24 protein-coding genes are annotated in these 24,140 nt (G+C 72.3%); 15 read left to right on the top strand and 9 right to left on the bottom strand.

The genetic code is table 11. The annotated features are described in order from the left end of the window. The first annotated feature begins 163 nt into the window (after positions 1-163). Positions 164-868, top strand: coding sequence for a beta-ketoacyl-ACP reductase (locus tag FHR37_RS06735; protein WP_175542465.1), 705 nt, complete (start codon positions 164-166; stop codon positions 866-868). A gap of 3 nt (positions 869-871) precedes the next feature. Further along, positions 872-1,642 (top strand): enoyl-ACP reductase FabI, encoded by a 771-nt coding sequence (gene fabI / locus FHR37_RS06740; RefSeq protein WP_092882972.1) that lies wholly within the window; start codon positions 872-874, stop codon positions 1,640-1,642. 76 nt (positions 1,643-1,718) lie between these two features. Here the strand turns inward: fabI and FHR37_RS06745 are convergent, their stop codons facing one another. The 3 genes from FHR37_RS06745 to FHR37_RS06755 all read right to left on the bottom strand — a co-directional run bounded on the left by FHR37_RS06745 (position 1,719) and on the right by FHR37_RS06755 (position 4,287). Continuing rightward, complete coding sequence (locus FHR37_RS06745) at positions 1,719-2,345, bottom strand: SGNH/GDSL hydrolase family protein (RefSeq protein ID WP_202818027.1); 627 nt, start codon at positions 2,343-2,345, stop codon at positions 1,719-1,721. A gap of 92 nt (positions 2,346-2,437) precedes the next feature. Next, entirely contained in the window at positions 2,438-3,568 is a 1,131-nt protein-coding gene (locus FHR37_RS06750; protein ID WP_092882971.1) for an S-adenosylmethionine:tRNA ribosyltransferase-isomerase, read from the bottom strand. Further along, positions 3,565-4,287: an SDR family NAD(P)-dependent oxidoreductase gene (locus FHR37_RS06755; protein WP_092882970.1), complete on the bottom strand. Its 723-nt coding sequence runs from the start codon at positions 4,285-4,287 to the stop codon at positions 3,565-3,567. The genes FHR37_RS06750 and FHR37_RS06755 overlap by 4 nt, the downstream gene beginning before the upstream one ends. 205 nt (positions 4,288-4,492) lie before the next feature. On the opposite strand from FHR37_RS06755, the gene FHR37_RS06760 reads away from it, so the two are divergent. The 7 genes from FHR37_RS06760 to FHR37_RS06790 all read left to right on the top strand — a co-directional run bounded on the left by FHR37_RS06760 (position 4,493) and on the right by FHR37_RS06790 (position 10,281). After that, complete coding sequence (locus FHR37_RS06760) at positions 4,493-5,674, top strand: GAF domain-containing sensor histidine kinase (protein WP_092882969.1); 1,182 nt, start codon at positions 4,493-4,495, stop codon at positions 5,672-5,674. A gap of 10 nt (positions 5,675-5,684) precedes the next feature. After that, a complete protein-coding gene (locus FHR37_RS06765) occupies positions 5,685-6,359 on the top strand; it encodes a response regulator (protein ID WP_092882968.1) in 675 nt (224 codons plus the stop codon). A gap of 97 nt (positions 6,360-6,456) precedes the next feature. Next, positions 6,457-6,720, top strand: a complete 264-nt coding sequence (locus FHR37_RS06770) for a phosphoribosyl-ATP diphosphatase (RefSeq protein ID WP_092882967.1) — start codon at positions 6,457-6,459, stop codon at positions 6,718-6,720. 100 nt (positions 6,721-6,820) lie between these two features. Beyond that, a complete protein-coding gene (gene hisG, locus FHR37_RS06775) occupies positions 6,821-7,666 on the top strand; it encodes an ATP phosphoribosyltransferase (protein ID WP_092882966.1) in 846 nt (281 codons plus the stop codon). Continuing rightward, positions 7,663-8,223 carry a PH domain-containing protein gene (locus FHR37_RS06780; RefSeq protein ID WP_237768720.1) on the top strand — a complete coding sequence of 187 codons (561 nt, stop codon included), beginning with the start codon at positions 7,663-7,665 and terminating at the stop codon, positions 8,221-8,223. Before hisG ends, FHR37_RS06780 begins: the two co-directional genes overlap by 4 nt. Before the next feature lie 319 nt (positions 8,224-8,542). After that, positions 8,543-8,695 (top strand): hypothetical protein, encoded by a 153-nt coding sequence (locus FHR37_RS06785; RefSeq protein ID WP_175542464.1) that lies wholly within the window; start codon positions 8,543-8,545, stop codon positions 8,693-8,695. Between the two features lie 53 nt (positions 8,696-8,748). Then, positions 8,749-10,281 (top strand): glycosyltransferase family 39 protein, encoded by a 1,533-nt coding sequence (locus tag FHR37_RS06790; protein WP_092882964.1) that lies wholly within the window; start codon positions 8,749-8,751, stop codon positions 10,279-10,281. Positions 10,282-10,303: 22 nt separating this feature from the next. Here FHR37_RS06790 and map read toward each other — a convergent pair whose 3' ends face one another. After that, on the bottom strand, positions 10,304-11,167 hold the full coding sequence (gene map / locus FHR37_RS06795; RefSeq protein WP_092882963.1) for a type I methionyl aminopeptidase: 864 nt from the start codon (positions 11,165-11,167) through the stop codon (positions 10,304-10,306). 79 nt (positions 11,168-11,246) lie between these two features. Here map and FHR37_RS06800 point away from each other — a divergent pair, with 79 nt between their 5' ends. Then, on the top strand, positions 11,247-11,444 hold the full coding sequence (locus FHR37_RS06800) for an SPOR domain-containing protein (protein WP_092882962.1): 198 nt from the start codon (positions 11,247-11,249) through the stop codon (positions 11,442-11,444). A gap of 171 nt (positions 11,445-11,615) precedes the next feature. Here the strand turns inward: FHR37_RS06800 and FHR37_RS06805 are convergent, their stop codons facing one another. Together FHR37_RS06805 and FHR37_RS06810 are read right to left on the bottom strand one after the other, a co-directional pair. After that, on the bottom strand, positions 11,616-12,410 hold the full coding sequence (locus tag FHR37_RS06805; RefSeq protein WP_092882961.1) for a histone H1-like repetitive region-containing protein: 795 nt from the start codon (positions 12,408-12,410) through the stop codon (positions 11,616-11,618). 276 nt (positions 12,411-12,686) lie between these two features. Further along, a complete protein-coding gene (locus FHR37_RS06810) occupies positions 12,687-13,412 on the bottom strand; it encodes a hypothetical protein (protein ID WP_175542463.1) in 726 nt (241 codons plus the stop codon). Positions 13,413-13,517: 105 nt separating this feature from the next. Between FHR37_RS06810 and FHR37_RS06815 the strand changes: the two genes are divergently transcribed. The 3 genes from FHR37_RS06815 (at position 13,518) to FHR37_RS06825 (ending at position 16,600) form a co-directional block, all read left to right on the top strand. Next, positions 13,518-14,513 carry a TIGR03557 family F420-dependent LLM class oxidoreductase gene (locus tag FHR37_RS06815; protein ID WP_092882960.1) on the top strand — a complete coding sequence of 332 codons (996 nt, stop codon included), beginning with the start codon at positions 13,518-13,520 and terminating at the stop codon, positions 14,511-14,513. Positions 14,514-14,781: 268 nt separating this feature from the next. After that, entirely contained in the window at positions 14,782-15,492 is a 711-nt protein-coding gene (locus tag FHR37_RS06820) for a HEAT repeat domain-containing protein (protein ID WP_092882959.1), read from the top strand. A gap of 70 nt (positions 15,493-15,562) precedes the next feature. Then, the gene (locus FHR37_RS06825; protein WP_092883208.1) at positions 15,563-16,600 is read left to right on the top strand and encodes a HEAT repeat domain-containing protein; all 1,038 of its coding nucleotides are present in this window, start codon (positions 15,563-15,565) and stop codon (positions 16,598-16,600) included. A 34-nt stretch (positions 16,601-16,634) separates the two neighbouring features. Here FHR37_RS06825 and FHR37_RS06830 read toward each other — a convergent pair whose 3' ends face one another. From FHR37_RS06830 to FHR37_RS06840, 3 genes are read right to left on the bottom strand one after another with little or no spacing between them, the layout of a single operon-like run. Then, positions 16,635-16,823: a hypothetical protein gene (locus tag FHR37_RS06830; RefSeq protein WP_092882958.1), complete on the bottom strand. Its 189-nt coding sequence runs from the start codon at positions 16,821-16,823 to the stop codon at positions 16,635-16,637. Further along, the gene (locus FHR37_RS06835) at positions 16,820-17,809 is read right to left on the bottom strand and encodes an EamA family transporter (RefSeq protein ID WP_139238906.1); all 990 of its coding nucleotides are present in this window, start codon (positions 17,807-17,809) and stop codon (positions 16,820-16,822) included. Before FHR37_RS06835 ends, FHR37_RS06830 begins: the two co-directional genes overlap by 4 nt. 3 nt (positions 17,810-17,812) lie before the next feature. Beyond that, positions 17,813-19,618 (bottom strand): NAD+ synthase, encoded by a 1,806-nt coding sequence (locus tag FHR37_RS06840; RefSeq protein WP_092882956.1) that lies wholly within the window; start codon positions 19,616-19,618, stop codon positions 17,813-17,815. A 134-nt stretch (positions 19,619-19,752) separates the two neighbouring features. Here FHR37_RS06840 and FHR37_RS06845 point away from each other — a divergent pair, with 134 nt between their 5' ends. Both FHR37_RS06845 and FHR37_RS06850 read left to right on the top strand, forming a co-directional pair. Beyond that, a complete protein-coding gene (locus tag FHR37_RS06845; protein ID WP_202884493.1) occupies positions 19,753-21,099 on the top strand; it encodes a glutamine synthetase family protein in 1,347 nt (448 codons plus the stop codon). 6 nt (positions 21,100-21,105) lie between these two features. After that, a complete protein-coding gene (locus FHR37_RS06850; protein ID WP_092882954.1) occupies positions 21,106-24,126 on the top strand; it encodes a bifunctional [glutamine synthetase] adenylyltransferase/[glutamine synthetase]-adenylyl-L-tyrosine phosphorylase in 3,021 nt (1,006 codons plus the stop codon). Positions 24,127-24,140: the final 14 nt, after the last annotated feature.

The following is a 24,140-nucleotide window of genomic DNA, read 5'->3' on the forward strand; positions in this document are numbered from 1 at the left end:
CTCTTCCGCAGTTCCGCCGGTCGCCGGGAGTTTCCGCGTCGCCCGAGGTTCCGTCCGAGGCGCTGTCCGGATGGCGACGCCCACCGTGCCTGGACCGATGATCGACACCCGGGCTGCTAGCGTGCCTGGGATCGAAGGACGGCAGCTGACCAGGGAGGCGTACGTGGGTCGATCCGTGCTGGTGACAGGGGGGAACCGCGGCATCGGACTCGCTGTCGCGCAGGCGTTTCGCGAGGCCGGCGACGACGTCGCGATCACCTACCGAGGCGGGGAGCCCCCGGAGGGCTTCCTGGCGGTGAAGTGCGACGTGACCGAGCCGGAGACGGTGGAGGCGGCGTTCGCCGAGGTCGAGGAGAAGCAGGGGCCGGTCGAGGTGCTGGTGGCCAACGCCGGCATCACCCGCGACACCCTGCTGCTGCGGATGAGCGACGAGGACTGGTCCAGCGTCATCGAGACCAACCTGACCGGCGCCTTCCGCTTCGCCCGGCGGGCCGCGAAGGGCATGCTGCGGTTGCGCCGCGGCCGGATCGTGCTGGTGTCGTCGGTGGTCGGGCTGTTCGGCGGCGCCGGCCAGGTCAACTACGCGGCCAGCAAGTCCGGCATGGTCGGCATGGCCCGGTCCATCGCCCGCGAGCTGGGTTCGCGGGGAATCACCGCCAATGTCGTGGCCCCGGGTTTTGTGGAAACCGCCCTGACGGCCGAGCTTTCCGACGAGCTACAAAAGCAGTACCTCAAGCAGATCCCGCTCGGCCGGTACACCAGCACCGAGGAAGTGGCGCGGGTGATCCGCTGGGTGGCAAGCGACGAGGCGGCATACATCACCGGGGCCGTCATCCCGGTGGACGGCGGACTAGGGATGGGGCACTAAGACATGGGCGGGATCCTCGAGGGCAAGCGCATCCTGGTCGCGGGCGTGACCATGGACTCCTCGCTCGGCTTCGCGGTCGCGAAGGTCGCGCAGGAGCAGGGCGCGCAGGTGGTCATCACCAACTTCGGCCGGGCACTCGCGATCACCCGGCGGATCGCCAAGCGGCTGCCGGTGGAGCCGGCGGTGCTCGAACTCGACGTCACCAACGAGGAACACCTGGCGGGGCTGGCCGACGCGCTGCGGTCCCACGTCGACGGGCTGGACGGCGTGGTGCACTCCATCGCGTTCGCCCCGCAGGACGCGCTCGGCGGCAACTTCCTCAACACCAGCTGGGCCGACGCCGCTACGGCGATGCAGGTCTCGGCGTACTCGCTGAAGTCGCTCACGATGGCCACATTGCCGCTGATGAAGGAGGGGTCGTCGGTCGTCGGCCTCACCTTCGACGCCACCGTGGCCTGGCCGGCGTACGACTGGATGGGGGTGGCGAAGGCAGGGCTGGAGTCCTGCGCCCGCTACCTCGCCCGCGACCTCGGGCCGAAGGGCATCCGGGTCAACCTCGTCTCCGCGGGCTACACCAAGACGATCGCCGCGGGCGGCATTCCCGGCATCGAGAAGGTGGAGAACGTCTGGAGCGAGCGGGCGCCGCTCGGCTGGGACCCGACCGACAGCAACGCCACCGGCCGCGCGGTCGTCGGGCTGCTGTCGGACTTCTTCCCGAAGACGACCGGAGAGATCATCCACGTCGACGGCGGTTACCACGCGATGGGCGCCTGACCGCCGCAGGTCCCGAAAGCCGAACGAGTTCGATCGGACAGGCGCCGCGCACCGTGCGCGGCGCCTGTCCGCGTCCTCAGGAGGTGGTCGCCTCCAGCCAGGACCGGGCGATCAGCGCGTGCCCCTCGTCGGTGGGGTGTACGCCGTCGGCGGCGAGGTCGGTCGCCTCCCGGTCGGCGGCGGCCCCGGCCATCAGCCCGTCCAGCGGGACCAGCGTCGCGGCGTACTCCTTGGCCAGCCGGCGGACCACCTCGAGCTTGGGGTCCAGATCCTCCCGCCAGCCGTGCTGGCCCGCCGTCACCGGCAGCAGGAACGGCTCCACCAGCACCAGCCGGGCGGGCAGCGCGTCGGTGGTCCGGGCCAGGATGTGGTCGTAGTCGCGGGCGAAGTCGTCCGCCGAGGTGGCGTCACCGCTGTCGTAGCGGCGCCAGGTGTCGTTGATCCCGATCAGGATCGACACCACGTCCGGGGTGAGATCCAGGCAGTCCTCCTGCCACCGGGCGCGCAGGTCGCGGACCCGGTTGCCGCTGATGCCGCGGTTGAGGAACCGCACGCCGTCGCCGGGCCGCGCCCTGGTGTAGGTCTCGGCGACGAGGCGGGGGTACCCGCCGCCGAGGCCGTTCGGGTCGGAACGCTCCCGGCCGGCGTCGGTGACGCTGTCGCCGATGAACAGGACCGTGGTGTTCGGGGTCAGTACGCTCACGTGTTCGAACCTAGGCCGACTCGCCCCGTTCGGCGGCCCCGGGGTCCGGTCCTGGACTGCGTTTCGGACCGGTGCGTGCACGAGGTTGCCGGTCAGGGCAACAGCAGGTTGACGTCGCCGAACTCGTGCCACAGGTAGCCGCCGTCCACCGCGGCCGAGTAGCACTGGCGTACGAGATCCGGCCCGGCGATCGCCTCCAGCATCAGCAGGTGCGACGCCTGCGGCTCGTGGAACCCGGTGAGCAGTCCCGACACCACCGCGACCCCGCGCTCGGCGGTGATCACCAGCTCGGTCCAGCCGGAGGCGCCGCGCACCCAGGGTCCGTGCGCCGCGGACTCCAGCGCGCGCACCACCGTCGTGCCGACCGCCACCACCCGGGCGCCGCGCCGGTTGGCGTCGTTCACCACCGCGGCCGTCGCGGCCGGCACCTCGAACCACTCGGCGTACGGCGGCTCGTGGAACTCCGCGGACGCCACGCCGGTGTGCAGGGTGATCGGCACCACGAGGATGCCGCGGGCCACCAGTTCGGTCACCACCTCCGGTGTGAACGGCCGCCCGGCACTGGGCATCTCGGCACTTCCGGGCGTGGTGGCGAACGCCGTCTGGTAGGCGTGCAGCGGCCACTCCCGGCCGACGTAGCCGTACCGGATGGGGCGGCCGTGCCGGGCGAGATACGCCGGTACGTCGGGAACCCCGGACGGAAGGATCGGTACGGCATGCCACAGCCGGCCGGACCGGTGCCGTTCGCGGAGCACCAGCGCGGCGCCGCCCTGCCGATCACCGGGGAGGTCGACCCGCTGACCCGGCCGGCCGCCGGGGTCGGGGCCGTCGCCGCGGCGGAGCTCTACCAGCCACGAACCGTCGGCGGCGAGGGTGGAGAAGTGCACGCTGCGCCGCTCGCCCGTCCCGGTGCCGTCGGGTCCCGGGGGCAGGTCCACGGCGGCGGGCCGGGTGCCGGACCGGTTCACGACCACGACGTCGCCGGGTTCGAGCAGCCGTGGCAGGTCGACGAAGCTGTGGTGCGCGACCTCGTTCGCCGGCCCGTCGCCGGAACCGTCGCCGCGGCCGAGCAGCAGCCGCACGCCGTCCCGGCTCAGGCCGCGGGCCTCCGGCGGCTCGTGCGCCTCCAGCTCGGGCGGGAGAACGAAGTCGACCCTGGGCGCCGGGAGGATGGTGGGCGCGGTCCGGGTCGCCTGGACCCCGGTCTTCGTGCTACTGCTCATGCCGCCACCTCGGTGAGCAGATCCGTGGCGCGGTAGCGGCCGCTGGCGGGCCGCTCGGTCGCCAGCCGGACGAACGCCGGCACCACCGTGTCCGGCAGCGGCCGATCGGAGATGTCCTCGCCGGGGAAGGCGTCCTGGTGCATCTGGGTACGCAGGTCGCCCGGGTCCACCCACCACACGCGCACGTCGTCACCGGCCTCGGCGAGCTCGACCGCGAGGACGCGGGACCAGTGCTCCAGCGCCGCCTTGGCCGAGCCGTAGGCACCCCAGCCGGGATAGGCCTCCACGGCCGCGTCGCTGGTGACGTTCACGATGGCGCCGGACCGTTCGCGCAGCAGCGGCAGCGCCAGCTGGGTGAGGGCGAGCGGGGCGACGACGCCGACCTCCAGCACTTCCCGGTACGCCGGAGCGCCGAGCGTCGCCAGCGACGGAAGCGGGCTGGGGCCGAGCAGGCCGGCGTTGTTGACCAGCAGGTCCAGGCCGCCGAGATCGCGGGCGGCGGCCACCAGGTCGGCACGGTGGGCGGCGTCGCCGACCGAACCGGCGCGGGCCTCCACCCGCGCGCTCGGGCCGGCCCGGCTGGTCAGCTCGGCCGCCGCGTCGCGCAGCGGGGCGTCGTTGCGGGCGTCGACGACGAGGGACCAGCCACGGTCGGCGAGCCCGCCGGCGAGGGCGAGCCCGAGGCCGCGGGAAGCTCCGGTGACGAGGGCGACAGGCATGGCGTACCTCCGGATGGTCAGGGTTCCGGCGGCTCCTCGCTGGTCGGGAACCGCCTGCTTCGATGCGCTGGTCCCGACGCTAGGAGCGCCGGCGGCCCGGGCCATCGGCCCGCGGATCGGACCGGTCTCCGCCGATGGGCCTAGGACCAGCGACGGGGCGGCGTGGCCGGTCCGATAGGCCCGGTCGGCGAGTAGCGTTCGGAACGTGTCCACCCCCGACCAGCGCCCCGACCAGCGCCCAGACCCCGCCGACGGCTCGCGGCGGGACGATCTCGAGGCGCTGTCGCGCGCGCTGCTCGCGATCACCGAGCAGACCGCGACCCGCGAGGTGCTGCAGATGATCGTGGAGTCGGCACGCTCGCTGGTGAGGTCGGAGTACGCCGCCCTGGGCCTGCCGGACGAGCGCGGCCGGTTCGCGGAGTTCTACGCCAGTGGGATCAGCCCCGAGCAGTGGCAGGCGATCGGTCCGCTGCCCCGCGCGCACGGCCTGCTGAGCGTGATGATGGCGCAGGCCCGGCCCTACCGCGCCGAGGACGTCCAGGCCGACCCGCGCTTCTCCGGCTGGCCGGCCGCCCACCCGCCGATGCGGGGCTTCCTCGGCGTACCCATCGTCGACCGGGGAGAGATCATGGGCGCCATCTACGTCGCGAACGGGCCGGACGCGCGGGTGTTCGGCGACGAGGACGAACGCCTGCTCGGCATCCTCGCCGCGCACGCCGCGATCGCGCTCACCCGGGCCCGGATGTTCGAACGCGACCGGGAGCTCACCCTGGTGGAGGAACGCGCCCGGATCGCCCGCGACCTGCACGACGCGGTGGCGCAGAAGCTGTTCAGCCTGCGCCTGACCGTCGGTGCCGCGGAAGCCCTTACGGTGAAGGGGGATCGCGACCGTGCGCGCGAACAGTTCGCCCGGGTGAAGGAACTCGCCGGCTCCGCGCTGGACGAGTTGCGGGCCGTGGTGACCGAGCTGCGCCCGCCCGCGGTGCGCGAGGACGGCCTGGTGCCGGCACTGCGCAAGCACGTCGCGGTGGTCTCGCGCGCCTATCCGGTCCGGGTCAGCTTCGACTCCGACTGCGACGGCCGCTGCGAGCTACCCGGCGAGGTGGAGGACGTGGTGTTCCGGGTGGCTCAGGAGGCGTTGCACAACGCGTTGCGGCACGCCGAGCCGGCGACGGTGAACATCGACCTGACCACGTCCGACCACGAGGTGGTGCTCGTGGTGTCCGACGACGGGAAGGGGTTCGACGGCGACCCGGCCCGCGACGGCGGCCACCACCTCGGCCTGGCGTCGATGCGTGAACGCGCCCGGCAGGCCGGCGGGCGGCTCCGGGTCGACTCCCGTCCCGGCGCGGGCACCACACTTCGGCTGGAGGTTCCGCATGAGTGACAGTGCCCCCATGAGTGACAGTGCCCCCGAGAGCGCGCCGGACGCCGCCCGGCCGGCCGGTCCGATCCGGGTCGTCGTCGTCGACGACCACCAGGTCGTACGACACGGCCTACGGACGTTCCTCGACATCCAGGACGACATCGAGGTGGTCGGCGAGGCCGGCGACGGCGGCGCCGCGGTGGAGCTGGCCGAGACGCTGCGGCCGGACCTGATGCTGCTCGACCTGCAGCTGCCCGGCGTGGACGGCGTGTCGGCGCTGCGGATGCTGCGCGACCGGGGGAGCACGGTGCGGGTTCTCGTCCTCACCTCGTTCACCGAACCCGCCACCGTGGTGCCGGCGCTGCGGGCGGGCGCGGCGGGCTACCTCTTCAAGGACGTCGATCCCGAGGCGCTCGCGCAGGCGATCCGGGCCGTGCACGCGGGCCAGGTGCTCCTCGAACCCGAGGTGGCCGACGCGCTTCTCCGCGGGGAGGATCCGGCCGAACGCGCCGGCGGGGCCCTCACCGAACGCGAACGGGAGGTACTGGTCGAGATCGCCCACGGCCGGTCCAACCGGGAGATCGCCCGGGCGCTGGTGCTGTCGGAGAAGACCGTGAAGACCCACGTGTCGTCCATCCTGGCCAAGCTGGGCCTGGCCGACCGGACCCAGGCGGCGCTGTACGCGGTCCGCCGGGGGCTGGCCTGAGCGGCCGACGGACCGGACCATAGGCTGGGGCGCGTCCCACGTACTGCCGTACGCCTCATACGCCCCGCACGCCCCCGGATCCCAGGAACCCATTCGAATGAAGACGTTCGACGAGTTGTTTGCCGAGCTGGCCGCGAAGGCCGCCACCCGCCCGGAGGGTTCGGGCACGGTCGCGGCGCTGGACGCGGGCGTTCATGCCATCGGCAAGAAGCTCGTCGAGGAGGCGGCGGAGTCCTGGATGGCCGCCGAGCACGAGGGCCGTGAGCGCGCCGCGGAGGAGATCTCCCAGCTGCTCTACCACGCCCAGGTGCTGATGCTCGCCTGCGACCTGAAGCTCGAGGACGTCTACAAGCATCTGTAGGGGTGAGCGGCCCTCACCCCCGACCGACGACCGAGTACCGCCCAGGACTCCCAGAATCTCTCCGGGTTTCCTTCCAGGCTTGAGGAAAGAGCGTCCGACCATGTTGCGTGTGGCCATTCCGAACAAGGGTCAGCTGGCCGAGCCCGCCGCCCAGATGCTGCGCGAGGCCGGCTACCGCCAGCGCGGCAGCTCCCGCGAGCTGGTGCTGATCGACCCCGACAACCAGATCGAGTTCTACTACCTGCGTCCCCGCGACATCGCGGTCTACGTCGGCGAGGGCACCCTCGACGCCGGCTTCACCGGCCGGGACATGCTGCTGGACTCCGGCGCCCCCGCCAACGAGGTCCTCACCCTCGGCTTCGCCCGGTCGACGTTCCGCCTCGCCGCCCGGCCGGGGACCGCGAAGTCCGTGCACGACCTCGAGGGCCTGCGGATCGCCACGTCGTACGCCGGACTGATCAGGGGCTACCTCGCCGACAACGGCGTCACCGCGCACGTGACGCACCTCGACGGCGCGGTGGAGACCGCGATCCAGCTCGGTGTCGCCGACGCCATCGCCGACGTGGTGGAGACCGGCGCCACCCTCCGCCAGGCCGGCCTGGAGCTGTTCGGCGACCCGATCCTGCGGTCGGAGGGCGTGCTGATCCGGCGCAACGGCACGGCCGACCCGGAGGGGTTCGACCTCATGCTGCGCAGGCTGCAGGGTGTGCTGGTCGCCCGCGACTACGTCCTGATGGACTACGACATCGCCGCGGACCAGGTGGACGAGGCGTCCAGGATCGCGCCGGGCCTGGAGGGTCCCACGGTCTCGCCGCTGCATCGGTCGGGCTGGGTCGCGGTGCGGGTGATGGTGCCGCGCGCGGACGCCCAGCGGCTGATGGACGAGCTGTGGAACGCCGGCGCCCGTGCCATCCTGGTGACCAGCATCCACGCCTGCCGACTGTGAGCGGATCGGTGCCCTCGATGTCCGTACGCCAACCCGATCCGGGCGACGCCGGTGACCATGCCGGTGCTCGCGGTGGTGGCGGTGACCGCGGCGGCGCCGGGCCGGAGGTCCCGCCGCTGCCGCACACCTGGCGTTCCCAGCTGGGCCTGGTGGTCGCGGTGGCGATGGGCATCCTGCTGGCGGCCGCCGCGGCGGGCCTGTGGATCGCGTTCCCGGCCGAGATCCGGGCGAAGTTCAGCTGGCCGCAGACGCTGACCCTGCTGGCGTTCCTCGCGGTGCTGCTGTTCGGGCTGTACCGCCTCGGCCGGATGCGGGCGCGCGCGGACGAGACGGGGCTGACCATCGTCAACCTGACCCGCACACACACGCTGGAATGGGCCCAGGTGGTGCGGGTCAACCTGCGCCGCGGCGACCCCTGGGTGCAGCTCGACCTGGACGACGGGACCACCGTCTCGGTGATGGCCATCCAGTCCGCCGACGGCGACCGGGCGCGGTCGGCGGCCCGGCAGCTCGCCCGCCTGGTCGTCGCGCACTCCGGCACGAGCCGCGACGACTGAGTGACGACTGAGTACGGCCGTACTCCCGACCGACCGGCCCGAACTCCCGATCGCCCGGTCTGCCGGGCTCGAACCGCGCCGAACGAGGCGTGAATCCGACTCGGCTCGTTCATCCGTGTCCGGAGCGTGACCGTTTGGCCGGTGACTCCGGGCCGCTCCGAGTCGTTCACCACGACGGGTGTGCGATGGGTTCGTGACCGCCCTCCTTGGGGCGGCGCCGCCACCGGCCGGGCGCGATCGCTGTCCGGTGTGGGATCCGGGCTTGCGTTCGAACACGCGTTCGATACCCTGGGGGTACTGGGTATGGGGAGGGCAGCTGGTGAGCGATCGATTCGAGGTACGAGAAACCGAGTACGGCTACGGTATCTGGGACATGAGGGCGGGCGACTGGTGGATTCGGCGGCTGGACATGACCCAGCGCGACGCCGAGCAGATCGTCGCCGAGCTTCGGCGCGGTGAGGCTGAGCTGTAACGACACCGACGGTGCCTGCCGATGGTGCGGTGCCGACGGGTGGAGGTGCGGGCGTGACGCGGGTGGTGGCGCAGATGCGGCCCGCGCCGCCCGCATCGTCGCGTCCGGCGCCCTTGACGGCGTTCGCGGTGGCGGTGCTGCCGGCCCTTGGTGCGCTGGTTCTCTACCTGTTCCGGATCGGCACCCCGGCGCTGTGGCTGGACGAGGCCGCCACCGCCGGCGAGTCCGGCCGGTCGCTGTCCGGACTGCTCGGGTTCCTCGCCGAGCGTGACGCCGGACTCGGCGCCTACTACCTGTTCATGCACGGCTGGACGTCGTTCGGCGACGGTGAGGCCTGGCTGCGGCTCCCGTCGGCGGTCGCGATGGCGGTCGCGGTCGGGATGCTGGCCGACCTGGGACGGCGGTGGTGGGGGAGCGGTGCTGGGGTCGCCGCGGGTCTGCTGCTGGCTCTTTCGCCGATGGCGTCGCGGTACGCCCAGGAGGCGCGGCCCTACGCGCTCGCCGTGCTGGCCTCGGTGGCCGCGGCCTGGTGCCTGTGGCGGGCGGCCGGGTCGGCAGAGTCGCCACGGTCGGCAGGGTCGGCGCGGCGTTGGTGGATCGCGTACGCCGTGGCGTCGGCCGCGCTCGGGGTCGTGCACGTGGTCGCGCTGGTCGTCCTGGTCGCACACCCGCTGCTCGTGTCGGCAGCATCCGGGCGAACTCGCCGGACCCGGGGAGACGATCCGCAGCAGGCCGGTGCGCAGGGACCCGGTCCGCAGGGAAGCGGGGCGCCGTGGCGGGCGTACGTCCTCGCCACCGGCGCCGGGCTGGTGCTGCCCGCCCTGGTCGCGGTGGCGGCGTTCGGTCAGCGGGCGACGGTCTCCTGGATCCCACCCACCAGCCGGTCCGTTCTGCTCGACAGTTTCGTCGCGATGGCCGGCGGCGGTGCGTACCTCCTGCTGCTCGGCGCACTGGCGGTGGCCGGTGCGCTGAGGGCGACCCGCGGTCCTGCACGTGCCGAACGAGGCCGGCTCCTCGTCGCCTCCCTGTGCTGGCTGGCCGTCCCGCCGCTCGCGCTGGCGGCCCTCGGCCTGGTCACGCCGGTGTTCCTTCCGCGCTACCTGCTGGTGTGCGCACCCGCCCTGGCGCTGCTGGCCTCTTCGGCGTTCGCCGCCCCCGGCAGGTCGCGTACGACGGACTCCCCGCCGGGGAGGACGATCGCGGCGACGGCTGCCGGCCTCGCCGTGGTTGTCGCCCTCGCCGGCACGGTGGCCTGGTCCTCGCTCGCGCAGGTACGCGGCGTCACCGGGCACGGGCCCGACATCCGGTCCGCGGCCGGGGTGGTCGCCGCCGGTTGCCGCCCGGGCGACGGCGTACAGCGCACGGTCTCCACCGTGCAGACGCTGCCGTACTACCTGCGCCAGGCGCGCTGCGTACCCCGCTGGCTGGACGGGCGACTGCCCGACGACGTACGCCGGGTGTGGGTGGTGCAGCCGGACTGGCAGCACGGCGACCCGGCCGGCGTCACCGGCCTGCGGCACCTGCGGACCGTGGGCGTGCCCGGCCTGCGGGTCGGCCTGTGGGCCCGGACCGGCTTCACCGGCTGAGCGGTCAGGGCAACAGCGGCGGTCAGGACTCCGGGGCGTCCGGCAGGGTGAGGATCTGGGCGCCCTGCTCGGTCACCAGCACGGTGTGCTCGAACTGCGCCGACCGCCCGCGGTCCTTGGTGACGACCGTCCACCCGTCGTCCCACATGTCCCACTCGTGCGTGCCGAGGGTGAGCATCGGCTCGATGGTGAAGGTCATCCCGGCCTCGATCACGGTGTCGAACCGCGGCTCGTCGTAGTGGGGGATGATCAGCCCGGAGTGGAAGGCGGTGCCGATGCCGTGGCCGGTGAACTCCTCCACCACGCCGTAGCCGAACCGCTTGGCGTACGACGCGATCACCCGGCCGATCACGTTGACCTGGCGGCCGGGGCGAACCGCCTTGATACCGCGCATCATCGACTCGTGGGTGCGTTCGACCAGCAGCCGGCTGTCCTCGTCCACGTCGCCGACGAAGAACGTCGCGTTGGTGTCTCCGTGTACGCCGTCGAGGAACGCGGTGATGTCGACGTTGACCAGATCGCCGTCCTGCAGCGGACGGGAGTCCGGGATTCCGTGGCAGATGACCTCGTTGACCGAGGTGCACAGCGACTTGGGGAAACCGCGGTATCCGAGCGTGGAGGGGTAGGCACCGGCCGCGACCAGGAACTCGTGCCCGATCTGGTCGAGTTCGTCTGTGGTGACACCTGGCTTCGCGTGCCGCCCGACCTCCTGCAGCGCCTGGGCGGCGAGCCGGCAGGCGACCCGCATCCGGGCGACGGTGCCGGGATCCTTGACCTCCGAGCCGGTGAACGGGCTCGGACCGCTCCGGTCGACGTATTCCGGGCGTTCGATGGTGCGGGGTACGGAACGACGCGGTGAGATGGTGGCCGGTGCGAGAGTGCCCATGATTCCCGGAGTCTACGACGCCCCGGGGTACGCATCGTCAGGAGTTGCCGGGACCGCCCGGCTGGGGAAAGCTCGGGTCATGAGCACCGAGCACCCGGAATGGTACTTCTGTCTGCGGCACCACACCGTCGAGCCCGAGGAGGGGTGCAAGGCCGCCGACCGGCTCGGCCCCTACTCCTCGCGGGCCGAGGCGGAGCGGGCGCTGGACAAGGTGGCCGAGCGCAACGAGTCGTGGGATCACGACCCCAACTGGTCCGACGACGACGAGGACAAGTGACCGCTGCCGGACGCTGAGTCCCGATCCCGCCGGGTGCGGAGTCCGGCCGGCTCGCCCGATCCCGTCGGACGCCGTGTCGGCCGAGCCGACCGGACCGGCGGAGGCGCTCCACCCGTGCCGATGGGTGTGGTGGCGTGCCAGCAGTCACGCCTCCACACCCAGGCAGCGGATTCAGCCTCGACGCGTCGAGCGGGGCGAGCTCGCCGGCCGCACCATCGGCATCATGGTGTCGGTGTCGACGGGCATGTCGATGGGCATGGCAGTGTCCATCGATGCCGCCCGCGTGCGTCCGCGCGTCGCCGTCTTCCGGGTCCCGGTGGTGGTCCGCCGGGCCGTCGTGCGCTTCGCGGTGGCGCGCTTGGCCGTGGTCCGCTTGGCCGTGGCCCGCTTGGCGGCCGCCTTCTTCGCCGGCGCGCGCTTGGCGGTCGACTTCTTGGCGGGAGCCCGCTTCGCCGTCGACTTCTTCGCCGGAGCCCGCTTGGCTGTGGCCTTCTTCGTGGTGCGCTTCGCCGCGGTCTTCTTGGCGGTCGTGCGCTTGGCCGTGGTCCGCTTGGCGGTGGCGCGCTTGGCCGTGGTCCGCTTGGCGGCGGCCTTCTTGGCCGTCGTCTTGCGCGCAGTCGTCTTCTTGGCCGCGGTCTTGCGAGCCGTGGTCTTCTTGGCCGTGGTCTTCTTGGCCGTGGTCCGCTTCGCCGCGGTCCGCTTGGCCGGTGCGCGCTTCGCCGTCGTCCGCTTGGCGGTGGCGCGCTTGGCCGGCGACTTCTTGGCCGTGGTCTTCCGGGCCGCGGTGGCCCGCTTGACTGTGGTCCGCTTCGCTGTCGTTCGCTTGACCGCCGGCGAGGTCGACTTCCCCGTGACCCGCTTGGTGACCTTGCGCGCGACCGTCGAGGCGGTCCGCTTGGCAGCCGTGGTCCGCTTCGCGATGGACCGGGCCGCGGTCTTTCTTGCTGATGTCGCTGTGGTGGGCACCGCACTGCCTCCCTCTGAGGGGACATCCGGTATTGACCGGACCGTTGCTATGGCAAGGACGTGACCCCGCCATCTGGAGGGGATCTGCAACATTCGGCGGCTTCGTAAACCACAAGGGAGACAGCAACTTCTCGACTACCGGTCGCGCACTCGTGCTTTCTTGAGGATTAACGATTTCTGCCCGACAGAGCTTTGCTGAATTTCTCCGGGCGCTCGGGATTCTTGTTCCTCGTACGCCGGTCATCCGATGGTGCGCGGACGTGCGGTGAAGTGCGTTCAGGAACTCGGCCCGGAGATCAGATCGAGGAGTCTGGCCAGGCGAGAGCGCATTCCCCCGGCGTCCGCACTGCCCGCGCCGGTGCCCCTGGGGCCGCCCGAACCACGCGTGCCGGACGCGGATTCGGCGGCCGCGATGCTGAGCAGATGCTGTGCACTGTCGAAGGAGACCGGCGCACCGATCGGGGATTTCCACGCGGATTCGGAATTGGCGCCGGCAGCATCTCCGTCCGGTGGAAAGCCGAACGTCCCATCGTCCACAGGTCCTGTGTCGGTAATAGTCGAGTCCACGGAAAGGATTTCGTGGGCGAGACCCGCGAGTTCGGTCCGGCCGGTGTCGATGGCGAAGATGGTGGCACCCGCCCGGCGTACGTCCTGGACGCGTTCGAGCAGGGACTCCGGCGCGGACTCGGCGACCACCAGCAGGGACTCACCGCGCCGGGCGGCGGCCAGCCGGTCCAGTCCGACCGACAGGTGCCGCGGCGCGTCCGGCGGAGGGTTCCAGCGCACCAGGGTTGGCGAGAGTTCGGGAAGCTGGGCGTACCTCGCCTCGTCGTCGAGGTGCGCGGTGAGGTGCCACGGCTCGGCGGCGGGCGGGCCGACGAGGAGCAGGCCGCCGGGAGTCCTTGTCGACGTACGCAACGCGGCGCCGAACGCCCGGGTGCGGTCCCACCATCGGGTGTCGGCCAGGAGGTCGCGGAGCACTCTCGCCTGCTGAAGGTCCATTGGCTCTAGCGTGCCAGACTGACGAAGGGGTATCACGCGGTCCGCGAACGCCGCGCGGCGGGCGGGACCGCGGAAGACCAGCGTGAACGGCGGAAGGGGAGCGCAGTGAAATACGGCTACAAGGCGTCGGCGGAGCAGTTCGGCACCCGGGAACTACTCGACTACGCGCTGCTGGCCGAGCGACTCGGCCTGGACATCGTGGCGGTCTCCGACCACTTCCAGCCCTGGCGCCATCACGGAGGGCACGCGCCGCTGGTGTTCAGCTGGCTCGGCGCCCTCGCCCAGGCCTCGGAACGCATCGAGATGGGGACCAGCGTGCTCACCCCGATGCTGCGCTACCACCCCTCCGTGGTCGCCCAGGGATTCGGGACCATCGACCAGCTCGCGCCCGGCCGGGTCTTCCTCGGCGTGGGCACCGGTGAGGCGATGAACGAGGTGCCGGCCACCGGCTCGGCATGGCCGGGCGGCAAGGAGCGGCGGGCCCGGCTGGCCGAGGCGGTGACGCTGATCCGGAAGCTGTGGACCGAGGACCGGGTGACGTTCGAGGGCGAGTACTACCGGACCGACAAGGCGTCGGTGTACGAACACCCCGACGTGCCGCTGCCCATCTATGTCGCCGCGGGCGGGCCGCTGGCCGGCAAGCTCGCCGGCCGGATCGGTGACGGTGTGATCGCCACCAGCGGAAAGCCGCCGGAGCTGTACGAGAACGTCCTCGGCCAGGTGGCCGAGTCGGCCAGGGCGGCCGGTCGCGACCCGGGCAAGTTCCCGCACCAGATCGAGATCAAGGTGTCGTACGACACCGACCTGCAGGCGGCGAAGGAAGCCTGCACCTGGTGGGCGGCGCTGGGGCTGAGCGCGGAGCAGAAGCAAGGCGTCGACGACCCGCTGGAGCTGGAGCGCCTCGCCGACGAGGACCCGCTGATCGCGACGAAGCGGTTCATCGTCACCGACGACGCCGACGAGGTGGTCGAGCGGGTCGCGCCGTACGTCGACCTCGGCTTCACCGAGCTCGTCTTCCACGGGCCCGGCAACGACCAGCGGCGGTTCCTCGAGCTGTTCACCCGGGACGTGCTGCCGAAGCTGCGGGACCGCTGGTCCTGACCTGACCGCACTCGCCTCACAGGGCTGACGGGCAGGACTGACGGCCAGGACTGACGGCCAGGACTGACGGGCGGGCGGTGCGGACGATCTCTCGATCGTGGTCCGGGGTATCCACCCTGGTCCGCCGAGGTCGTCCGCGCCGCCCGCCCGTCTCGTTCGTCTCGTTCGTTCGCCCGGCACTTGCCGCGTGAGGGCGCGCCCCGCGCGCCGGCTCCGCTTGACCTTGACACAGTGACAACGTCTTCACTGTGGCGGGGAGGTGGTCCCGATGACCATGCAGGAGCCGGCGCAGGGATCGACGCAGGACCTGGAGCCGGCACCGCGGCAGGAGACGTACGCGACGCGGGCCTTCCGGGCGCTGGAGCACGCCGGCGCGTCGGTGCGGGTGCAGGCGGCGCTGGCCGTGGGCACGAACCCGAACCCGCGGTTCGTCGGAAAGCTCGTCGAGCGATGCGCGGTCGAGCCCGAGTTCCACGTACGCGAGATGCTCACCTGGGCGCTCACCCGCCACTCGCCGTCGATCACGGTTCCGAAGCTGATGGACGAACTCCGCTCCGAGCGGCCCCAGGCGCGAAGCCAGGCACTGCACACGCTGTCCAAGATCGGGGACCGGCAGGCGTGGCCGGCGATCACCCGGGCGCTGCTGACCGACACCGACGACGAGGTCGCGCGCGCCGCCTGGCGGGCCGCCGTCGTACTCGTGCCCGACGGTGAGGAGGCAGCGCTGGCCGCGGTGCTGGCGACCCAGCTCGGGCGCGGAGACCGGGAGACGCGGTTGAGCCTCAGCCGGGCGTTGATCGCGCTCGGTGAGGGGATGATGCCGACCCTGCGGGCCGCGATGACGGCCTCGGACTCTCGGGTACGGCAGCACGCGGTCGTCACGGAACGGCTGTGGTGCGACCCGGACGCCGGATTCGAGCTCGCGGTCGAGGAGGCGAAGCGGGTCGCCGCCCTGGGGCCGACCAGCCAGGAGGGTTGACCTGCCGGGAACGGTGACGGCCGGGAGCGGTGATGGCCAGGATGGATGACGGCCAGGAGGGGTGGCGGCGGTGTTGATCGGTGACGTGGCCCGGCGATCCGGGGTCAGTGCCCGGATGCTCCGGCACTACGAGTCGCTCGGCCTGGTGCGGCCGACGGGCCGGACCGACGCCGGCTACCGGGAGTACTCCGGAGAGGACCTCCGGCGAATCCTGCACGTCGAGATCCTGCGGTCGCTGGGACTGTCGCTGCGTGAGGTCGGGCAGGCGCTGGACGAGCCCGGTTTCCGGCCGGGTGAGCTGGTCGACGACCTTGTCCGCCGTACGCGAGAACGCGTCGCCGCCGAGCTGGAACTCCTCACCCGGCTCCGGCGGATCGGTGCCGCCGGCCCCGCCGGCTGGGAGGACGTACTCCGGATCGTCGCTCTCCTACAGGGGCTGGGATCCGACAGCGCCGGGAAGCGCCAGCGCGCGGCACTGTCCTCGACGGGGGAGGTTCCGGTGCCGGTGGAGGCTCTGGTCGAGGCGGCGCTGAGCGAGTCCGACCCGAGCGTCGCGGGAGCCCTTCGATGGGCGCTGGCCCGGTCCGGCGAGGGCGGGGGCGGAGGTGATCGCGGGCTGGCGCTGCTGGCCGAGGGGCTCGGCTCGCCGGCGGCCGAGGTGCGCAAGCGGGCGGTCGACTCGATCGCCGAGATTCCGGACGCCGAGGCGACCGCACTGCTGAGGGACGCGCTCACGAACGCGGACCTCGCGGTCCGCCGGAGCGCGGCGCTGGCGCTCGGGACACGGGGAGTGGCCGATGCGGTCCCCACGCTCGTCGACATGATCGTCGAGGAGGTGAACGACGTCGTCGCGGCCGACGCGCTGAGTGCGCTGGCGAACGATCCGGCGTCGGCGGACCGGATCGTCGCCAGGCTCACCGGCCGCCTTGCCGAGGATGGCGCCGGTTCGCCGGCTCGTCAGCGGCTGACGCAGGCGCTCGCGGACATTCCGGGAGACGCGGCAGCTCGGGCGCTGGCGGAGCTGTCCCGGGACGAGGACCGGGTGGTCGCGCTGATCGCGACGTACATCCTCACCATGCGCGACGAAACCTTGCGCGACGAACGCTGACGAGACGGTCGGTCACCGGCTGGGCAGCGGTCGGTCAGGCGAAGCCGGCGACGCCGGGCAGCCAGAGCTCGCCGTCGCAGGTGCCGCAGGGCCGGCGGACCAGGCCGGTCCCGGCACGGTCGCCGTGCAGCTCGACCGCCGAGCGTTCGGCCATGACCACGCCGGTGCCACCGCAGCGGGGGCACACCACCCGCACGACCGCACTCTCCGGGACCTCGGTCACGGCTTCGGCCCCCTCAGGTCTGTGCTGGACACGCCCGGGCCTGTGCGGGACACGTTCGGAACGGGTTCGGCGGTGCGGGTCGCCGCCGCAGCCGGCCCGGCGCGGGTGACGCCGACGCTGGCGAGGACCACCAGGGCGATCGCGAGGAGTTGCCAGCCGGTGAGCCGCTGCCGCAGGACGGCGAACCCGACGAACGCGGCCACTGCCGGCTCCAGGCTCATCAGCACCCCGAACGTCCGCGGCGGGATCCGGCGCAGCGCGGCCAGCTCCAGGGAGTACGGCAGCGCCGAGGACAGCACGGCGACGCCGAGTCCCAGCAGGAGCGTACCCGGCTGCACCAGCTCGGGTCCGGAGGTGAACGCGGCCACCGGAACGATCGCGACGCTGGCGACGGCGAGCGCGACCGCCAGGGCGTTCGTACCACCGAGGCGCCGCCCCGCCTGGGCGCCGAGCAGGATGTAACCCGCCCAGCACACGCCAGCGCCCAGCGCGAACGCGACGCCCGTCGGGTCCAGCGGCTCGAACCCGGTCTCGCCCAGCAGGAACACCCCGGCGCCGGCCAGCCCGACCCACAGCAGGTCCCGCACCCGACGCGACGTCGCCACCGCCAGGCCGAGCGGGCCGAGGAACTCGATCGTGACCGCGGCGCCGAGCGGCAGCCGGGCCACCGCGGAGTAGAAGCAGGTGTTCATCAACACCAGGACCAGCCCGAACGCGACGCCGACGAGGAGGTCGCGCCGGTCGAGGTGACGCAGCCGCGGCCGCACCAGCGCCCACACGATGGCGGCGGCGAGAACCATCCGCAGGGTGACCGCTCCGACCGGGCCGATCCGGGCGAGCAGGACCACCGCGAACGCCGCACCCACCTGCAACGACACCGCACTGCCGAGCACCAGGCCCACCGAGCGGGCCTCACCTGCGCCAGGTGTGGGTGAGCCGCCGCGGGTGCCAGGACCGCGGACCTCGGTGACGTCCCTGGCCGCCACGACCTAGGCCCGAGGACCCTCGCCGGGCGGAGCGGTGCGCACGGGCGCCTTCGGCTGGTGGCCCGCGACGACCGCCTCGCGCCAGCCGTTGGTGATCGGCAGCCGCCGGTCGCGGCCGAACGCCTTGAACGTGATCTTCGGGCCCGGGGGGTACTGCCGGCGCTTGAACTCCGCGGCGTCCACCATCCGGATGATGCGCTCGACGACCTCGACGTCGAAGCCCGCGGCCACGATGTCGGCCGCGCCGGCGTCCTCCTCGACGTAGTCCTCCAGGATCTGGTCGAGCAGGTCGTACTGCGGCAGCGAGTCGGTGTCGCGCTGGTCCGGGCGCAGCTCGGCGGAGGGCTCCTTGGTGATGGAGTTCTCCGGGATCGGCGGGGTCTCACCGAGGTCGAGGGCGGCCTGGTTGCGCCAGCGGGCGAGCGCCCAGACGCGGGTCTTCGGCACGTCCTTCAGCGGCGCGAACGCGCCCACCGCGTCGCCGTACATCGTGGAGTAGCCCACCGCCAGCTCGCTCTTGTTGCCGGTGGCGATGGTCAGGTGGCCCTCCTCGTTGGCGATTCCCATCCAGATCATGCCGCGGATGCGTGCCTGGAGGTTCTCCTGAGCGATCCCTGTCAACTCGAGGTTGTCAGCGAACGCGGACACCATCGGCTCGATCGGGATGACGCGGTAGTTGAGGCCGGTACGGGCGGCGAGGTCGGCGGCGTCGTCGCGGGAGTGCTGGCTGGAGAAGCGGCTGGGGTTGGACACGCCGTAGACGTTCTCCGGGCCGAGGGCGTCGCAGGCGATGGTCGCCGCCAGTGCGGAGTCGATGCCGCCGGACAGGCCGAGGACGACGCTTTCGTAGCCGTTCTTGTGGATGTAGTCGCGCAGGCCGGTGACGATGGCCGTGTAGATCTCGGCCTCCTCGTCCAGCCTCGGCGCCTCTCCGGACGGGCTCACGTCGTAGGCGGGCAGCGCGGTGTCGCTCACCACCGTGCGCTCGATCCGGATCCCGGCGTACTCGTCGGCGCCCCGGGTGGTGGTGGCGAGGTCCAGGTCGACGGTCAGCAGGCCCTCGGTGAACTGCGGCGCGCGGGTGAGCACGGTGCCGGTCTCGTCGACGACGAGGGAGTCCCCGTCGAAGACGAGCTCGTCCTGGCCGCCGACCAGGTTGACGTAGGCGAGCGGGCACATGGCCTCGCGGGCCCGGCGGGTGACGAGGTTGAGCCGGTCGTCGTCCTTGGCCAGCTCGTACGGAGAGGCGTTGATCGTCAGCAGCAGCCCGGCACCGGCGGCCCGCGCCGCTCGGACCGGCCCGCCCTCCTGCCAGAGGTCCTCGCAGATCGTCACCGCGATGTCGATGCCGTGCACTGTGACCACCTGCAGGCTGTCGCCCGGCACGAAGTAGCGGAACTCGTCGAACACCCCGTAGTTGGGCAGGTGGTGCTTGACTGCCCGGGCGACGATCCGCCCCCGGTGGATGACGGCGGCGGCGTTCTGCGGCGACCCCTTCGGCCGGCCGGTACGTTCGTAGCCGTCCTCGGCCCGGTCGAGGTAGCCGCAGACGACCACGAGGTTGCCGAGCCCGGCCGCGGCGAGCTTGCCGGCCAGCTCCTCCACCGCGGTCCGGCTGGCCTCCACGAACGACGACCGCAGGGCGAGATCCTCGACGGGGTAACCGGTCAGAGCCGTCTCGGGGAACGCGACCACGTGGGCACCGCGGTCGGCGGCGTGCTGTGCCCACCTCTTGATGGCCTCGGCGTTCCCCGCGATGTCCCCGACGGTGACGTTGAGCTGCGCGAGCGCGAGACGGATTTGTGCCACGTTCGCAGCGTAATGGGTGCGAGGTGATCTGACCGACGCAGCCGGTGCGGCCTCGCACGGTGTCGGGCGGACCCAGGCGGTAACGTGCTGACAAGCGAGCCGGCGTCGGCCGGAACCCCGCAATCCGAGCGGAGATGGGACCAGTGGACAAACAGCAGGAGTTCGTACTCCGTACGCTCGAGGAGCGAGACGTACGGTTCGTCCGACTGTGGTTCACCGACGTGCTCGGCTTCCTCAAGTCGGTCGCGATCGCGCCGGCGGAGCTGGAGGGGGCGTTCGCGGAGGGGATCGGCTTCGACGGCTCGGCGATCGAGGGCTTCGCCCGGGTCTACGAGGCCGACATGGTGGCCCGTCCGGACCCGTCGACGTTCCAGATCCTGCCCTGGCGGGGCAACTCCCCGGCCACGGCGCGGATGTTCTGCGACATCCAGATGCCCGACGGGTCGCCGTCGTACGCCGACCCGCGGTTCGTGCTCAAGCGCACGCTGAGCCGGGCCGCCGAGCTGGGCTTCACCTTCTACACCCACCCCGAGATCGAGTTCTTCGTCTTCAAGGACGCGCCGGAGAAGGGCCGGGTGCCGTCGCCGGTCGACCGCAGCGGCTACTTCGACCACACCGCCCACGGGATGAGCCAGGACTTCCGCCGCGAGGCGATCACCATGCTCGAGGCGATGGGCATCTCGGTGGAGTTCAGCCACCACGAGGGCGCGCCCGGGCAGCAGGAGATCGACCTGCGATATGCCGACGCGCTGGCGACCGCCGACAACATCATGACCTTCCGGGTGGTGGTCAAGGAGGTCGCGCTCGGCCAGGGCATCTACGCGTCGTTCATGCCGAAGCCGTTCACGCAGTGGGCCGGGTCCGGCATGCACACGCACATGTCGTTGTTCGAGGGCGACCGCAACGCGTTCTTCGAGTCGGGCGCGGAGTATCACCTGTCCAAGGTCGCGCGGTCGTTCATCGCCGGACTGCTCCGCCACGCCGGCGAGATCACCGCGGTCACCAACCAGTGGGTCAACTCCTACAAGCGGCTGTGGGGCGGCGGTGAGGCGCCGGCATACGTCTGCTGGGGCCACAACAACCGCTCGGCGCTGGTCCGGGTGCCGATGTACAAGCCGGACAAGGGCCAGTCGACCCGGATCGAGTTCCGTTCGCTGGACTCCGCGGCCAACCCCTACCTCGCCTACGCCGTCCTGCTGTCGGCCGGCCTGAAGGGTGTCGAGGAGGGGTACGAGCTGCCGGCGGAGGCCGAGGACGACGTGTGGTCGCTGACCGAGGGCGAGCGCCGGGCGATGGGCATCGACCCGCTGCCGCAGAGCCTGGACGAGGCCATCCGCACCATGGAGAACAGCGAGCTGGTCGCGGAGACCCTGGGCGAGCACGTCTTCGACTTCTTCCTGCGGAACAAGAAGGCCGAGTGGGAGGAGTACCGCCAGCAGGTGACGGCGTTCGAACGTGACCGGCTCCTCCCGGTGATCTGAGACACGTTGACGGAGCTGCGAACCCCCGACGAGGCCAGACTTCCCGGCGAGGGACAACTGGTGCGGTGGGGGTTCGCCGAGCCCGAGGCGGCCCTGCGCCGCATCGCCGAACTTCCGGCCGCGCTGGTCCCGGCGCTGGACGCGACCGGAGCGGCCGCCGACCCGGACCAGGCGGTGGCGTTCCTGGCCGACCTGGTCGAGGACGAAGGCGAAGGGGCCGCCCTGGTCGCCGCGCTCGTGGACGACGAGACGCTGCGGCGCCGGCTCCTGCGCCTGCTGGGTGCCAGCACGGGGCTGGCCGAACACCTGATCCGGCACCCCGAGCACTGGCACGACCTCGCCGACCCGCATCTGTCCATCACCCGGCCCACGACCAGGGCACTGCGCGCCCAGATGCTGGCCGCGGTCGGCGCGGACCCCGAGGCGGAGGCGCCCGTCGCCGCGGACGGTGACCCCGGCACCGCGGACGCCCTGCGGGTGGCCTACCACCGCCTGCTGCTCCGGCTCGCCGTCCGCGATCTCGGGAACGAGGTACGGGTCGACGACGCGGCCGCCGAGCTCGCCGACCTCGCTGCCGCCGCGCTGGAGGCCGCACTCGCCGTGGCCCAGGCCAGGCTGCCGGAGAACTCCATGCCCTGCCGGCTGGCGATCATCGGCATGGGCAAGACCGGTGGGCGGGAGCTCAACTACGTCAGCGACGTGGATGTTCTGTTCGTCGCCGAACCCGCCGAACCCGCCGCGGAGGCAGCCGAGCAGGCAGGGGAGGGCGACGCGACCCGGACGGCGACCCAGCTCGCCACGCAGGTGATCCGGATCTGCTCCGAGCACAGCGGCGAGGGCACCCTGTGGCCGGTCGACGCGGGCCTGCGGCCCGAGGGCAAGGCGGGCCCGCTGGTCCGGTCGGTGGCGAGCTACGACGCCTACTACCAGCGCTGGGCGAAGACCTGGGAGTTTCAGGCGCTGCTCAAGGCCCGCGCGGTGGCCGGCGACCACGAGCTCGGAGGCCGCTTCCTGGAAGCCATCGACCCGCTGGTGTGGCGCGCGGCCGAACGCGACGGCTTCGTCGCCGACGTGCAGGCGATGCGGCGCCGGGTGGTCGACCACATTCCGGCCGCACAGCTGGACCGGCAGCTCAAGCTGGGGCCGGGCGGGCTGCGCGACGTGGAGTTCGCGGTGCAGTTGCTGCAACTGGTGCACGGCCGCTCCGACCCGTCGCTGCGCCGTCCGTCGACCCTGCGGGCGCTGGACGCGCTCACCGCGGGTGGCTACGTCGGCCGCGACGACGGCGCCGCGCTCGCCGAGGCCTACCGCTTCCTGCGTACGCTCGAACACCGGATCCAGCTGTCCCGGTTGCGGCGTACGCACCTGCTTCCCGAGGACGAGCAGGACCTGCGTGCGCTCGGCCGCTCCCTGGGGATGTGGGCGGAGCCGGTCAAGGAACTCACCCAGGAGTGGAAGAAGCACGTCCGGGAGGTACGCCGGCTGCACGAGAAGCTCTTCTACCGCCCGCTGCTCGCGGCGGTCGCACGCATCTCCACCGAGGAGACCCGGCTCACTCCGGACGCCGCCCGGGCCCGGCTCACCGCCCTCGGCTACACCGACTCCGCTGCCGCGCTGCGGCACATCGAGGCGCTGGTGGCCGGGGTGTCGCGGCGGGCGTCCATCCAGCGCACGCTGCTGCCGGTGATGCTGGAGTGGTTCGCCGACGCACCCGACCCCGACGGCGGCCTGCTGGCGTTCCGTCAGGTGTCGGAGGAGCTCGGGTCCACGCCGTGGTACCTGCGGTTGCTGCGCGACGAGGGCGTCACCGCCGAACGCATGGCCAGGGTGCTGGCCTCCAGCAGGTTCGTCGTCGACCTGCTCCGGCGCGCGCCGGAGGCGGTGGCGATGTTCGGCGACGACCGGGAGCTTCGCCCCCGCAGCCGCGAGCAGGTGGAGACCGAGATGCTCGCCGCCGCCGGGAGGTACGACGACCCGGGGTCGGCCGCCGCCGCGGTTCGGGCGATCCGGCGCCGGGAGCTGTTGCGGCTGGCCGCGGCGGACGTCCTGGAGCTGATCGACACCGACGCCGTCGGGGAGGCGCTCACCGACATCGCCGCGGCCACCCTCAGCGGAGGGCTGGTCGCGGCGGTCCGTTCGGTCGCCGCCCAGGGCCGGCCCACCATCCCCACCCGGTTGGCGGTGGTGGCGATGGGGCGGTTCGGCGGCCACGAGATGAGCTACGGCAGCGACGCGGACGTGATCTTCGTGCACGAGCCGTACGACGGAGCGGACGAGAAGGAGGCCGCCGACGCGGCCACCGCGGTGGTCAGCGAGCTCCGGCGGCTGCTCGCCGCGCCCGCACCCGACCCGCCTGTCGGGGTGGACGCCGACCTGCGTCCCGAGGGACGCCAGGGCCCGCTGGTGCGCACGCTCGCGTCGTACTCCTCCTACTACGCGCGCTGGTCGCACGTGTGGGAGGCGCAGGCTCTGCTGCGGGCCGAGGCGGTGTGTGGCGACCCGGGGCTGCGCGAGAGGTTCATGCAGCTCGTCGACGGGCTCCGCTGGCCGGACGCCGGACTGACCGAGCACGACGTACGGGAGATCCGCCGGATCAAGGCCCGGGTGGACGCCGAGCGCCTGCCCCGCGGCGCGGACCCGACCACGCACACCAAGCTCGGCCGGGGCGGCCTGGCCGACGTGGAGTGGACCGTCCAGCTGCTGCAGCTGCGGCACGGTGCGGAGGTGCCAGGCCTGCGCACCACCCGCACCGTCCGGGCGCTGGAGGCGGCTGCCGACGCCGGGCTGCTGACCCGCGAGGACGCCGACGACCTGCTCGCCGCCTGGCGGCTGGCGACCCGTGCCCGCAACGCGATGATGCTGGTGCGCGACCGTCGCTCGGACTCCCTGCCCCGCGACCCGAGCGACCTCGCCGCGGTGTCGCGGCTGCTCGGCTACGGGCCGCAGGAGTCCGGGCTGTTCCTCGAGGACTACCGCCGGATCACCCGGCATGCCCGCTCGGTCGTCGAGCGTGTCTTCTGGGAGTGAGCTCGGCGCCGGAG

Origin of the sequence: Actinopolymorpha cephalotaxi (assembly GCF_013408535.1) — a bacterium.
Taxonomy (GTDB): Bacteria; Actinomycetota; Actinomycetes; order Propionibacteriales; family Actinopolymorphaceae; genus Actinopolymorpha; species Actinopolymorpha cephalotaxi.